This window comes from Sphaerisporangium sp. NPDC049457 (assembly GCF_055586705.1).
On the sequence record NZ_JBVJHR010000018.1, the window covers coordinates 162610 to 176564 of the forward strand.

General features: G+C 73.4%; 10 protein-coding genes. 6 read left to right on the forward strand and 4 right to left on the reverse strand.

Annotated elements, in window-relative coordinates; translation table 11 throughout:
• Positions 1-251 precede the first annotated feature (251 nt).
• Positions 252-2234, forward strand: coding sequence for an MFS transporter (locus ACZ6QO_RS27200; RefSeq protein ID WP_465854455.1), 1983 nt, complete (start codon positions 252-254; stop codon positions 2232-2234).
• Between the two features lie 31 nt (positions 2235-2265).
• Here the strand turns inward: ACZ6QO_RS27200 and ACZ6QO_RS27205 are convergent, their stop codons facing one another.
• Positions 2266-2664, reverse strand: a complete 399-nt coding sequence (locus ACZ6QO_RS27205) for a cold-shock protein (protein WP_380851608.1) — start codon at positions 2662-2664, stop codon at positions 2266-2268.
• A gap of 45 nt (positions 2665-2709) precedes the next feature.
• A complete protein-coding gene (locus ACZ6QO_RS27210) occupies positions 2710-3378 on the reverse strand; it encodes an HAD family hydrolase (protein ID WP_465854457.1) in 669 nt (222 codons plus the stop codon).
• Positions 3379-3649: 271 nt separating this feature from the next.
• On the opposite strand from ACZ6QO_RS27210, the gene ACZ6QO_RS27215 reads away from it, so the two are divergent.
• Positions 3650-4294: a TetR/AcrR family transcriptional regulator gene (locus ACZ6QO_RS27215; RefSeq protein ID WP_465854459.1), complete on the forward strand. Its 645-nt coding sequence runs from the start codon at positions 3650-3652 to the stop codon at positions 4292-4294.
• Here ACZ6QO_RS27215 and ACZ6QO_RS27220 read toward each other — a convergent pair.
• Entirely contained in the window at positions 4242-5504 is a 1263-nt protein-coding gene (locus tag ACZ6QO_RS27220; RefSeq protein ID WP_465854461.1) for a hypothetical protein, read from the reverse strand. The two genes, ACZ6QO_RS27215 and ACZ6QO_RS27220, sit on opposite strands and share 53 nt — an antisense overlap.
• Positions 5505-5741: 237 nt before the next feature.
• Between ACZ6QO_RS27220 and ACZ6QO_RS27225 the strand changes: the two genes are divergently transcribed.
• The 3 genes from ACZ6QO_RS27225 to ACZ6QO_RS27235 all read left to right on the forward strand — a co-directional run bounded on the left by ACZ6QO_RS27225 (position 5742) and on the right by ACZ6QO_RS27235 (position 10964).
• On the forward strand, positions 5742-8132 hold the full coding sequence (locus ACZ6QO_RS27225; protein ID WP_465854463.1) for a helicase C-terminal domain-containing protein: 2391 nt from the start codon (positions 5742-5744) through the stop codon (positions 8130-8132).
• Positions 8133-8237: 105 nt separating this feature from the next.
• The gene (locus ACZ6QO_RS27230) at positions 8238-9098 is read left to right on the forward strand and encodes a DUF4190 domain-containing protein (RefSeq protein WP_465854465.1); all 861 of its coding nucleotides are present in this window, start codon (positions 8238-8240) and stop codon (positions 9096-9098) included.
• 219 nt (positions 9099-9317) lie between these two features.
• Positions 9318-10964, forward strand: a complete 1647-nt coding sequence (locus ACZ6QO_RS27235; protein WP_465854466.1) for a DNA repair helicase XPB — start codon at positions 9318-9320, stop codon at positions 10962-10964.
• A 232-nt stretch (positions 10965-11196) separates the two neighbouring features.
• Here the strand turns inward: ACZ6QO_RS27235 and ACZ6QO_RS27240 are convergent, their stop codons facing one another.
• Positions 11197-11541, reverse strand: coding sequence for a hypothetical protein (locus ACZ6QO_RS27240; RefSeq protein WP_465854468.1), 345 nt, complete (start codon positions 11539-11541; stop codon positions 11197-11199).
• A gap of 167 nt (positions 11542-11708) precedes the next feature.
• On the opposite strand from ACZ6QO_RS27240, the gene ACZ6QO_RS27245 reads away from it, so the two are divergent.
• Positions 11709-13853, forward strand: coding sequence for a HelD family protein (locus tag ACZ6QO_RS27245; protein ID WP_465854470.1), 2145 nt, complete (start codon positions 11709-11711; stop codon positions 13851-13853).
• Positions 13854-13955: the final 102 nt, after the last annotated feature.

Below are 13955 nucleotides of genomic sequence, written 5' to 3' on the forward strand. Positions count from 1 at the left end.
GAGCGGACATCACGCGTATGGGTCGGGTAAGACTGTAAACCGAAGCGGCATGCCATCAACCGGAAGATCCACCGCCAAGGAAGCGGGCGCGCCGACTCGCCCGCGCGGCTCACGGGCAGGTGATTACATGAGCTCGTGGACGGGACGGGTGGGGCGAAAGGGGCTTCCGGCGGCGTCGACCGAGCGAACGGAGGGTGAAGCGTGGAGCGCCTGTTCACCGGCACGACCACCGGCGCCTTCTCCGTGGGCGCATGACGCCCGCCCCTGAGGGCCGCGCCCGGACGTCGCTGTCGCGTGCCGGTCACGCCGTGGCCGGAGCCGGCCGGAGCGCCTTCCGCGCCGGCCGCACCGCCGCGCGCAAGACCGCCGGCGCCGGCCGCGCCGCCGCCAAGGGCGCCGCACGGGCCGGGCGCGGGGTCGGCCGGGCGACGCGCAGGATGACCCACGCCCAGGGCGCCGGCCGCACCGGCCTCGGACGCCTGATCGAGCTGACCGCCGCGCACAGCGCCGGGGACGCGCTCATCACCGTCGGCCTGGCCGGGACGCTGCTGTTCGGGCTGCCCGTCGACCAGGCGCGCGGGCAGGTCGCCCTGTACCTGCTGATCACGATGGTGCCGTTCGCCGTCGTCGCGCCGTTCGTCGGTCCGGTCCTCGACCGGTTCAGGTCCGGCCGCCGGTACGTCATGGCGGGCACGCTGTTCGCGAGGGGCCTGCTGTGCTGGGCCATGGCCGCCGCGATCGGCCCCGCGGACGGGGTCACCCTGTTCCCCGCGGCGCTGGCCGTCCTGGTGCTGTCCAAGGCCTACAACGTCTCGCGCGCGGCCACCATGCCGAGCGTGCTGCCCGCCGACATCACCCTGGTCACCGCGAACGCGCGGGTCGCACTGTTCACGCTGGTGAGCGCGGCGCTCGCCGCCCCGGTCGCGGTCGCGCTGACCGTGTGGCCGGGCGCCGCCTGGCTGTTGCGCGTCACCATGGTGCTCTTCCTGGTGGCCGGCGTGGCCGCCGTGCGGCTGCCGCGCCACGTCGACGCGCCCGATTTCGACCTGGACGAGGAGCCGGGCGAACGTCCGGACGAGCATGCCGCCGAGGCCGGAACCGGACCGCCCGCCGCGGACCGAGGCGAGGGGCGCGGCGGAGGCGCGGACGGCCGGACGGGCAGAGCCGCAGAGGGCTGGACGGACGGAGGCACGGACGGCTGGACGGACGGAGGCGCGGACGGCTGGACGGAACCGGCCGCGGACCGCCGGACCGACAGAGCCGCGGACGGAAGCGCGGATGGAGCCGTGGACGGCCGGGCGGAGCGGGGCGGCGGGCGCAGGACGCGGGGCCGCTGGCGGACATTGCTCAACGTGGGGCCGGTCGTGGCCGAGGCCATGCGGGCGAACGCCGCGATCCGCGTCCTGTCCGGGTTTCTGCTCTTCTTCCTGCTCTTCCTCGTGCAGGACGGCAACCTGCGCGAGGCCGGCCTCCCCGAGCAGGTCACGATCGCCGTCCTCGCGGGCGGCGCGGGCGCGGGCGGCCTGATCGGCGCGGCGGTCGCGTCCTGGGTGCGCGGGCGCTCCCCGCAGCTCATCGCCCTGATGGCGCTGGCGCTGTCCACCGTGGCGGTCGGGGCGGGGGCGTTCTTCTTCTCTCTGTGGACGGCCGTCGGGGTGGCGCTGGTCGCGGGCTTCGCCCAGGAGATCGGCAAGCTGGCCCTGGACGCCACCGTCCAGCGGGAGATCGGCGAGGAGGTCCGGTCCTCGACCTTCGGCGTCGTGGAGGCGCTGCTCCAGATCGCCTGGGTGGGCGGCGGCCTGGCCGGGCTGATGCTGTCGCTGCTGTCGGGCCGCTCGGCGGGCCCGATCGGCCTGGCGGCGGTGGCGGCGGCGCTGGCCGCCGCGCTGGTCTGGCTGGTCGTCGCGCGCCGCAGGCGGCTCCGCGGCAGGGACGAACGCGTCCGCGCCGCGCGCCCCGTCCCGTCCGGCGCGCCCGGCGCCCCGTCGGAGAACGGGTCACGCCCGGACGGACGCGGCGCACACGGCACCCCGTCCGGAAACGGCTCACACCCGGACGGACGCGGCGGACACAGCGCCGCCCCGGAGAACGGCTCGCGCACGGGAGGCCGAGGCAGGCACGGGTCCCCCTCAGACGACCGGGACGCGCACCACCCGCGCCCGGACGGCCGGGGCTCGCAGGGCCCCGTGCCGAAGCCGGGCAGCACGAAGCCGCTGACCAACCCTTTTCACTGACGACCGCCGAGGGCCGGCGGCCGGCCGGTGCTCAGGCGTCGATGTCGTCGGCGACGGCCCGCAGCACGGTCGCGATCTTCTTGGCGTGCGCGGCGTCGGGGTGTTTGCCCCGCTGGTAGAAGTTGGACACGTCATCGAGCAGCTTGATCAGGTCCTCGACGATGACGACGAGTTCGTCGGGCTTCTTGCGCTTACCCTTTGGCTTCACGGTCTTGGCGAGCGTCGGCGGCTGCTCCAGTACACGGACCGACAGCGCCTGCTGGCCACGGCGTCCCTCGGCCACGCCGAACTCGACCTTCTGACCCGGCTTGAGCGCTTCCGTGCCCTTGGGAAGCGCCGATGAATGCACGAAGACCTCGCCGCCGTCGTCGCGGGTGAGGAATCCGAAGCCCTTGTCAGCGTCGTACCACTTGACCTTGCCAGTAGGCACAGGGGTGACCTCGTTCAGACTGTCATGAATGGTAATGGATGTAGGTTATGCCCACCAGGGGCATCGGATGACCGTCGAAACGCCCCCGATTTCAGGGCTCCGCGGGCTCGGCGAGACCTGCCAGGCGTTGTACCACCCGCCGAACTCCGTGAGATCGGCCAGCACGACATCGGCTCCGTGGTCGCGCAGCGCCTGCTCGGTGTAGGGGCCCGTCGCGACGGTGACGCTGAGCGCGCGCCCCGCCCTGGCGGCCTCGATGTCGGCGACGTGATCTCCGACGTAGACGGCCGCGCCGAAACGCGAGATCTCGACGCCCTTGGCGGCCCCGAACACCGAACCGGCCACCTCGTCGACGTCCAGGCCCAGGTTCTCGACCGTCCGGCGGGCCGCGTCGACGTGCTTGCCCGTGACGACGATGACGCGCCCGCCGCGCCGGCGAACCTCGGCGAGGGCCTCGGCGGCGCCGGGCATCGGCGTGGTCATCTCGACCGCGATGCCGGGATACAGGGAGCGGTAGAGGGCCGCGGCGGCCGGAATCTCCTCGGCGGGCATCCAGTAGGCCAGTTCCTGCTCCAGCGGAGGGCCGAGCCGCTCGACCACGACGGCGGTGTCGATGGGCACGCCGAGACGGCGCGCCACCTCGTCGTACACCGCCGCGATTCCGGCGCGGGTGTCGGCAAGCGTGAGATCAAGATCGAAACCTACGGAATACACCCTTGAAAGGATGCCAAACGGAGAGGACTGCGCGTACCACTACGCATGTGGCAACCTTGGCGTGGAGAAAGGGCCCGCTTATCGCCGGGCCTTTCTTCTCCGGGCTCGATCCCGCGCCCGCGGGCGCTCTATGAGACCCATCCGCGAAAAGCCCGGAACGGCTTCGAGGCGGGAACTCCCCCGGCCCGGCAGCACGCCGGCCGACGCCGTTTCGGTACGAACCGACTTACCCCGGCCGCATAAGGTCGGGGGCCGGAGGTAACCACGGGCAATGACCAGATCGACGCGCGAACGGATCATCGACGAGTCCCTCAGGCTCTTCGCCGAGCAGGGTTACTCGGCGACGTCGGTCGCCGAGATCGAGGCCGCCTCGGGGCTGTCCCCCGGCGCCGGCGGCCTGTACCGGCATTTCAAGTCGAAGTACGAGGTCCTCGCCGCCGCGATGAACGAGCACGCGGCCCGCACCCGCTCCCAGATCGCCGAGGCCCTGCTGGAGGTCGAGGCCGTCGGCGCCTCGCTCCCCGTCGAGGAGCGGCTGGAGCGCCTGTGCCGGGCCGGTCTGGCCAAGGTGCGCGAGGAGAGCCGGCTCACCCGGGTCTTCTTCCGCGACCTCAGCCAGTTCCCCGAGCTGGTCGCGGTCGTCCGCGACGGCCTGCTCCAGCCCATGTTCGAGGCGATCACGACCTGGTTCCGCGGCCAGCCGGAGTACGCGGACGCCGACCTCGACTGGCCGGCGATCGGCGCCGTACTGGGGGGCGCGGTGGTGTACTACCGGCTGTTCCAGGAGACCGTCGGCGAGCCGCCCGGGCGGGCGGACCGCGACCGTTTCGTAGCCTCATGGGTGCGCCTGTCGCTCGGCCTGCTCAGCGGAACACGCCCAGCGGCTGCCGCCGGGGTGGCGGAGGTGGCGGGTTGAACAGGCGATAGGCCAGCCAGGCCACGCCTCCCGCCGTGCCCAGCATGAACATCAGCCCGCTGACGTGCCAGAACGAGTTGACGAACGCCGTGAGGCCGCCGCCGGGTTCCTCAGGGGCGCGCAGGGCGCCGAGCAGCACGCCGCCGAACACGTAGGACGTCACCGGGGCGAGCAGGCCGGTCAGGCGGTCCTTGAAGATCCAGCCGTGGCAGGACAGCACCGTGAGCGCGCCCACCGCCCACACCAGCACCGGGACCGGGAAGATCGCGACGTAGGGCAGGGGCAGCGGCACGAGCAGGCCGGCCAGCAACAGCAGGGCCATGCCCGCCACCTCGCGGCGCTCGTTGGTCAGGACCGTCCTGGCGTCGCGCCCGTCCGCGGCCTTCGGCGCGGCCATCGCCGGCCGGCCGAACCGGCCCGGCGACGACGGCGGGGCGCCGCGCGAGCCGCCGCGCGGGACGGCCCCGGGCGGGACGCGGCGGGCGCCCGAGCCGGAGCCGGCGCCCCGGGGCAGCGGGCGCGCGGGCCTCGGCGGCCGGGGCCGCTGCGCGGGCGTCACGGGCGACGGCGTCCTCGGCGGGCCGTCGCCGGTCACGGCGGGAAGGATTTCGGTCGCGGAGTCGCCGAACTCGTCGCCCGCCGCGGGACCGGAGACGGGACCCGAGACCGGCACCGCGGGCAGCACCGACGTGGCGGCCTCCTCCACCGGCGCGGCGGCCGGGCCGGACGCCGCGCCCTGGGACGGGGCCGCGCCCTCAGGGGGCGCCGCGCCGTGGGCGGCGGCCGTCCCCTGCCCCGGGACGCCGGAGCCGGACGCCGGCGACGCGGACGCCGCCGGAGAACCCGTGGACGGGAGGCCGGACGGCGGCGCCGCGGGCGGCCGCGAGGAGGACGGCGGGCGGGAGACGATCTGCCGCCGGGCGCCGCGGACCCCGCCGGGCCGCCGGGCGCCCGCCGCTCGCCGCCCGGCGTCCGGGTCGGCGCCGGTCAGCCGCGCGACCTCGCGCTGAAGGAGCACCGCGGGATCGCCGAAGCGGGCGAGCACCTTGCGGACGGCCGCCGGGTCTTCGCTGCCGCGGCGTTCCTCCTCGATGCGGGCGCGCAGTCGCTGCACGAAGTCGAGGCGCTGGTCGGTGCGGAGTACGCCGTGGGCGGCGTCCGCCACCTTGCTGACGTACTCCAGGACCAGCTGATCGGCGCGCTCGATCACTCTCGCCATACTGCCCCAGCGCACCGGCCCGCGCACCCTTTCGCGGAAATGACCACCTCACCGTCCCGCCACCTGCCCCTCACGCCGCCCCCGAACAGCGGCGCGGCGAAGGCTCAAGGGAACGCCGGTGATCAGGACTGGCGTGCGACGGCCCGCGGGCTCCTACGATGGAGGGGACGGTCCCACCGCGTGGGACGTGCGGCGGATGCCGGTGGACAGGGGGTTCGGTGGAGCGTGATGAACACCGAGTTCACTGACTGGCTGCGCGGCCTCGGCGACGACCGGCTGCGCGCCCTGGTGTCGGCGCGTCCCGAGCTGATCACCCCGGTTCCCGCCCACATCGAGGGCCTGGCGCTCCGCGCCACCAGCCCCTCGGCCACCGGCAGGGCCCTCGACCGGCTCGACCGTTTCGCCCTCGCGGTGGTCGAGACGCTCCTGGTCATGACGGCCGAGGACGGCCCCGGCCTCTCCTACGGCGATCTGCGCACGGCGGTGGCCGCGTCCGTGGCGCCGCAGGACGCCGCGCGCCTGGACGGGCCGCTGCGCGAGGCCGCGGACTGGCTGCTGACGCTCGGCCTGATCTTCGGGCCGGACGCCGCTCTGCGGCTCGCGCCCGGCGTGCGGGACGTCTCCGAGTCCCCGGCCGGGCTCGGGCCGCCCGCGGCCGAGGTGTTCCGGCATCACCCGCCAGAACGGCTGCGCGAGCTGATCCAGGCCATCCACCGGGGCGGCACCGGCCGCGAGGAGGCCGTCCCCGAACGTTTGGCCGGCCTGCTGGCCGAGGGGGGCATCGTCGAGCGCCTGCTGCGGGACGTCGCCCCCCAGGCGCGCGCGGCGCTGGAAGAGCTGGCCTGGGGGCCGCCGACCGGCCGGCTGCCCAACGCCTGGCGCGAGGTCAGCGTGGCCACCGCCCAGTCGCCGATCGAGCAGCTTCTCGCCCGCGGCCTGCTCGCCGCGACCGGCGAAGAGAGCGTCGTGCTGCCCCGCGAGGTGGCGCTGGTGCTGCGCGGCGGCCGGGTGCACCGCGACCTGCGTCCGGGGGCGCCCCCGCTGGACGGCGCGGAACGCGACCAGACCCTCGCCGACCGCACCGCCGCCGGGCAGGCGTTCGCCTTCGTGCGCACGGTCGAGGAGCTGTGCGAGCACTGGAGCGTCGATCCGCCGGGCATCCTGCGCGCGGGCGGCGTCGCCGTACGCGACCTGAAGCGGACCGCGCAGCTGCTCGACCTGCCCGAGTGGACGGCCGCGCTGGCGGTGGAGGTCGCCTACGCCGCCGGGCTGGTGGCGTCCAGCGCGCCGGTCGACGGCGAGTGGCTTCCCACGACCGGCTACGACGCCTGGCGGGTGAAGGGCACCGAGGACCGCTGGGAAGTCCTGGCGGCGGCCTGGCTGGCCGGCGACCGCGTGCCCGGCCTGGTCGGCGAGCGGGACGACCGCGACCGGTTGCTGAACGTCCTGCACCCCGAGCTGCGCCGTCCGGCCGCGGCCGAGGTGCGGCTGCGGACGCTGCGGGTGCTCGCGTCGGCCCCCGCCGGGCTGGCTCCCTCCGCAGCCTCGGTGCGCGAGCGGCTGGCGTTCGAGCAGCCGCGGCGCAGGGGCTCCTACCGCGACCGGCTGGTCGACTTCACGCTGCGCGAGGCCGAGCAGCTGGGGTTCACCGGGCTCGGCGCGCTGTCGTGCTTCGGCCGCGCGCTGCTCCCCCCGGCCACGCCGGGCGAGCCGGCCCGGCTGCTGGCGCCGCTGCTGCCCGAGCCGGTCGACCACGTGCTGCTCCAGGCCGACCTGACCGCCGTGGCCCCGGGCCCGCTGACCAGCGAGCTGGGACGCTGGCTGTCGCTCGCCGCCGACGTCGAGTCCAAGGGCGGCGCGACGGTCTACCGGTTCGGCGAGGGGTCGATCCGGCGGGCGCTGGACGCCGGGTCCAGCGCCGACGAGCTGGTCGCCATGCTCGAAAGGCATTCCACGACGCCGGTGCCGCAGCCCCTGCGCTACCTGGTGAGCGACGTCGCCCGCAGGCACGGCCGCGTCCGCGTCGGCACGGCGGGCTCCTACGTTCGGTGCGACGATCCGTCCGTGCTCGACGAGGTGATGGCCGACAAGCGCGCCGTTCCGCTGCGGCTGCGCCGGCTGGCGCCCACCGTGATCGCCTCGCGCAGTTCGCGGGCCGTGGTGGTCGACTCGCTGCGCGCCTTCGGCTACTCCCCTGTCGCCGAGTCCTCGGAAGGGGACGTGCTGGTGACCAGGGCCGACGCCAGGCGCACCGAGCGGCCCTCGGCCGCCCGCACCGCGCCCGGCCCCTCAGGCCCCGACGCCGACGTGGTGGCGGCCGCCGTCCGGGCGGTGATGGCCGGTGAGGACGCCCATCAGGCGCGCAGGCGGACGGTGGCGGCCCCTGACGGGCAGGTGCCGCGCTCGCCTTCGACGGGCACGGTCATGGCCCTGCAGGAGGCCATCCGGCAGGGGTCGCGCGTCTGGATCGGCTACATGGACTCCCAGGGACACGCGACCAGCCGCATCCTGGAGCCTGCCCGCATGGAGGGCGGCTACCTGACCGCCTACGACGAGACGCGGGCGGCCGTCCACCGTTTCGCGCTGCACCGCATCACCGGCGTCTCCGACGTCAATTGACGCCGCCGCCCCTGTCCCCCACCGCCTCGTCCGTACGTCCCCACCGCCCCGTCCGTACTACCGGTCCGACCATTAACACGGCACAGTCGGCTCATAACGTGTTAAATGTTGATCCGCTGGACCACCATCAGAATTGAGACGATCTTGAGCAGCGGCACTCCCGAGTCCGCCGGGTACTCCCCGAACGGCTGGCAGAGTCCATACGGATCGCAAGGCGGCCACGACGGTCCCGGCGGCTCGCCGTCGCCTTACGACCAGGCACCACACGACCCGCGGTACGGCGCGCGGCCGCCGTACGACCAGACTCTCGTGGAGCCGCCGTCCGACCCGTACGCCGCGCCCGCGCCGGGTCCCTACGACCAGGGCGGGTACGGGACGGCCGGGCAGCAGCCCTACGACCAGCCCTACGGGGGCTCCGCGCAGCAGCAGCCGTACGCGGCGGGAGCCCAGCCCCAGGACGCCTACGGCGCGCCCGCGCAGCCCGGCTACGGGCAACCCGGCTACGGCCGGCCTGGGTACGACCAGCCCGGTCACGAGCAGCCCGGTTACGAGCAGGCCGCCTACGGCCGGCCCGGCTATGGCCAGCCGGGTTACGGTCAGCCCGGCTATGGCCAGCCCGGCTACGGTCAGCCCGGCTACGGTCAGCCGGGCTACGACCAGCAGTACGGCTATGGGGCCGCCTACCCGCAGGCCTACGGCCACCCGGCCGCTCCCGCGAGCGAAGGGCCGCGCACCCACGCCATCGTCGCCCTGGTCGTCAGCATCCTGCTCGCCATGAGCTGTTACATCACGCTCGGCGGCATCGCCGGCGTCGTCCTGTCCGGCGTCGCGCTCAGCAAGGTCGACACCGAGCCCGACCGGGCGCGCTCGCTGCTCAAATGGGGCTGGATCGCCATCGGCATCAACGTCGGCCTGGTCATCCTCGGCGTCGCGACGATCATCGTCATCGGCGTCACCCAGAGCTGAGCGGCGGCCGGCCGCCCCGTCACGGCCGGGCGGAGCGCGGCGCCCGGCCAGGCGGGAGACCGGCGCCCGCGCCGCCGCCATGTTCCCCGCGATTCCCCGCGCAACGCCGTCGCGGCGTCAAGCCGCGGGAAAGCGGGACTGATCCGGGCCGCGCTCTTGTTGGATAAGCGGACGGGACCGCCGGCACGGTGGCCGTACGCGAACCCAGGAGAATGAAACGTGTCTGATGGCCCGCTGATCGTCCAGTCGGACAAGACGCTGCTGCTCGAGGTCGAGCACGAGAGGGCGGACGACTGCCGCAAGGCCATCGCGCCGTTCGCCGAGCTTGAGCGCGCGCCCGAGCACGTCCACACCTACCGCGTCACGCCGCTCGCGCTCTGGAACGCCAGGGCCGCCGGGCACGACGCCGAGCAGGTCATCGACGCGCTGATCGGCTTCAGCCGCTATCCGGTGCCGCACGCCCTGCTCGTGGACATCGCCGAGACGATGTCCCGGTACGGCAGGCTCCGGCTGGAGAAGAGCGATCACTACGGCCTGACGCTGACCAGCACCGACAAGGCCGTCCTCGAAGAGGTGCTGCGGGCGAGGAAGATCCAGCCGATGCTGGGCGACCGCATCGGCGACGACACCGTGGCGGTGCACCCGAGCGAGCGCGGCAACATCAAACAGGCGCTGCTCAAGATCGGCTGGCCCGCCGAGGACCTGGCGGGCTACGTCGACGGCGAGCACCACCCGATCACGCTGGCCGAGGACGGCTGGACGCTGCGCCCCTACCAGCGGGAAGCGGCGAACGCCTTCTGGCACGGCGGGTCGGGGGTCGTGGTGCTGCCGTGCGGCGCCGGCAAGACGATCGTGGGCGCGGCGGCGATGGCGCACGCGCAGGCGACGACGCTGATCCTGGTGACCAACACCGTCTCGGCCCACCAGTGGAAGCAGGAGCTGCTCAAGCGCACGTCGCTCACCGAGAGCGAGATCGGCGAGTACACCGGGACGAAGAAGGAGATCCGCCCGGTCACGATCGCCACCTACCAGGTCATGACGACCCGCCGCCAGGGCGTGTACCGGCACCTGGAGCTGTTCGACGCCCGCGACTGGGGCCTGGTCATCTACGACGAGGTGCACCTGCTGCCGGCGCCCATCTTCCGGATGACGGCGGACCTGCAGGCCAGGCGGCGCGTGGGCCTCACCGCGACGCTGGTCCGCGAGGACGGCCGCGAGGGGGACGTGTTCTCCCTCATCGGTCCCAAGCGGTACGACGCGCCGTGGAAGGAGATGGAGAACCAGGGCTGGATCGCCCCCGCCGACTGCGTGGAGGTCCGGGTCACCCTCACCGACCAGGAGCGGCTGGCGTACGCCATGGCCGACCCCGAGGAGCGCTACCGCTTCTGCGCGACGACGCCGTCCAAGATGCACGTCACCGAGACGCTGGTGCGGCGGCACGCGGGCGAGCAGGTGCTGGTGATCGGCCAGTACATCGACCAGCTCGACGAGCTGGCCGACCACCTCGACGCCCCGGTGATCAAGGGCGAGACGCGGGTGAAGGAGCGCGAGCGGCTGTTCCAGGCGTTCCGCGAGAAGGAGATCCAGGTTCTGGTGGTCTCGAAGGTCGCCAACTTCTCGATCGACCTGCCGGAGGCCTCGGTGGCGATCCAGGTGTCGGGGACGTTCGGCTCGCGCCAGGAGGAGGCGCAGCGGCTCGGCCGGGTGCTGCGGCCGAAGGCGAGCGGCGGGGGCGCGCGATTCTACTCCGTGGTCAGCAGGGACACCGTCGACCAGGACTTCGCCGCGCACCGTCAGCGCTTCCTGGCCGAACAGGGGTACGCCTATCAGATCGTCGATGCGGACGACGTGCTCGCCAGCGAGTGATCTTCGCTGAGCGGCACGTCGCCGACCCCCCAAACCCGTCCTAGGAAAGGTTCCCCAGGCGACGGGCATTCAGGTCCACGAAATACCCTGGGCCCTGTTCAACCACATCACCCCCTCGCTTATTGGCTGCCTCGGCGCCAACTGCGACATACCCTCATGATTCAATCGAATCACAAGACTTGTCCCGCTTTTTCAGGATTTTGGTATGCGCTAACGCAACGTGTCGGCGAGCTCACCGACCGACTAACCCGCCGACGTAAAGCACACCCAGCGCTATTAGCCACGAAGCCGTCGCGATCCCCACAAGTATCAAAGACTTTTCCGGATATCTGCGCATTAGTGGTGGCAGAAGGCCGCCGGCCGTGCAGGTGGCTCCCACGATCGCGAAGAGGCCGGACAGGCTCGACACGACGGTCAGGCGGTCCATGCACGCGTCGAGCGTCTCGGCGTTCCCGCAGAAAGCCGCAAGCCCCCACCCCGCGAAGACCGACAGCGTCCACAGGCCGCCGAGCAGCAGGTTCGCCAGAGCGGGAATGACCGGAGAGACCGCCACTGGGGCACGCATCGTCACCCTCATTCGAGTACCCAAAGGTCAAGACCAGGCAAACTCCGGACAAGCCACGCATCGTACGCCCATCCCGTGACGCGCGGCCGGCGGACACACGCCGGAGGCGGCGTAATCATATAAGCTTGTGGGTTCGCTGCCTTTGTCAACCACCTCCGTCCCTCAAGGAGCGCTTCGGCATGCCCGGACACCAATTGGCCCCCGACATATCCGGCGACGAACCCGGCCCGCCGGGGAACTCCCCCTCTCATCGCCTCCATCACAGTTCCAACCTGCTGCAAGACGCGCCCGAGGTCACCGGCGACACGCCGGGAGAGGCCGGCGCCGACGGCGATCCCGCCGATGTGCTGCGGTCCGAGCGCGCCCATCTCGCCGCCTCCCGCGCGGCGCTGCGCGCGATGCGCGAGCACGCCCAGTCGCTGTCGTCGGACGCGGCCGGCGACTGGGTCTCCCAGCAGATCCTGCAGGGCCTGCTCGACCAGCGCGTGGCCGCCCTCGCCGACCACCCCGACACCCCCCTGTTCTTCGGCCGCCTCGACAGGGCGGGCGACGACGATCTGCCCCCGACCATCCACGTCGGCCGCCGCCACGTGCACGACGACAGCAGCCGCCCACTGGTGATCGACTGGCGTGCGCCGGTCTCCCGGGCGTTCTACCAGGCCCGCCCGTCCGAGCCGATGGGCGTCGTGCGCCGCAGGCGGTTCGGCTTCCACGGCGGCGAACTGACCGCGTACGAGGACGAGCCCCTCGACCAGGGGGCCGCCGCGCTCCAGGAGTCGCGCATCCTCACCGACGAGATCGAGCGGCCCCGCACCGGCCCCATGCGCGACATCGTCGCCACGATCCAGCCCGACCAGGACGAGATCGTCCGCGCCGACCTGACGCAGACCGTGTGCGTCCAGGGCGCGCCCGGCACCGGCAAGACCGCCGTGGGCCTGCACCGCGCCGCGTACCTGCTGTTCACGCACCGCGAGAAGCTGGCGCGGACGGGCGTGATGATCGTCGGCCCGAACCGCGCCTTCCTGTCGTACATCTCCTCGGTCCTGCCCGCCCTGGGCGAGGTGAAGGTCGACCAGACCACCGTCGCGGGCATCCTCGGCGACCACGCGAACCCCGAGGAGCCGGCCGTCGCCGCGCTCAAGGGCGACGCCCGCATGGCGCCGGTGCTCCGCCGGGCGCTCTGGATGCACATCAGCAAACCCGAGGAGGGGCTGCTGATCACCCGGGGCGTCAACCGTTTCCGCGTCCCCGACCACGAGGTGCGCGAGATCGTCGCCTCGCTGCGCGGCACCACCCGGTACGGGCCGGGACGCGCCGCCCTCGCCCAGCGGCTCGCGCACGCCGTGCTGGTGCGCATGGAGCAGCGCGGAGACTCCCCCGACGACCGGGTGCAGGACGCCGTGGCCAGGTCCAAGCCCGTCAAGCAGCTCATCGACCAGATCTGGCCCCGGGTGACGCCGCAGCAGGTGCTGTTCCGGCTGCTCTCCGACGGTGACTTCCTCGCCGCCGCGGCGAAGTCCGACCTCACCGCCGAAGAACGCGACAGGCTCCTGTGGGCCAAGCCCCCGCGGTCGTGGAAGTCCGCCAAGTGGTCGGCCGCCGACGCGGCGCTGATGGACGAGCTGGCCGACCTCGTCGAACGCACCCCGACGCTCGGTCACGTGGTCGTGGACGAGGCGCAGGACCTCTCGGCGATGCAGCTGCGCGCGCTCGGTCGCCGGTGCCGCACCGGCTCGGCGACCGTCCTCGGCGACCTGGCCCAGGGCACCACGCCGTGGTCGGCCCGCTCGTGGGAGGAGGTGCTACGGCATCTCGGCTTCAGCGAGGGCGCGGTGACCGAGCTGACCCTCGGCTTCCGCGTCCCCAGGGAGGTGCTCGACTTCGCCGCCCGCCTGCTGCCCTCGGTCGCCCCCGACCTGGCCGCCCCCAGGTCGCTGCGCCCCGGCGCCGGCTCGCTCTGTTTGCGCCGGACCGCCGACGTGCCCGCCGGCCTCGTCGCGGCCGTCCGCGAGACGACCGGACGCGAGGGCTCCATCGGCGTGATCGCCGCCGACGGCTCGACCGCGGACCTGGCCGCCGCCCTCGCCGCGGAAGGCCTCCCGCACGACCTGCTCGGCCCCGACTCCTCCCCCGAGCAGCGCGTGTCGGTCATCCCCGCCTCGCTCGCCAAGGGCCTGGAGTACGACCACGTCATCGTCGTCGAACCCGCCGACATCGTCGCCGCGGAGGACCGCGGCCTGGCCCGGCTCTACGTCGTCCTCACCCGAGCCGTCACCTCCCTCACCGTCCTGCACACCCGCGACCTCCCCGCCCAGCTCGTCTGACAGCGCCGCGCGCTCCCCGGCCCGGCCGCCGGTGAGTTCACGGGCCGGCGACCGCGGGACACGCCTTCGATGCGCCGCGTTCCCACCGCACCACGCTGTTCG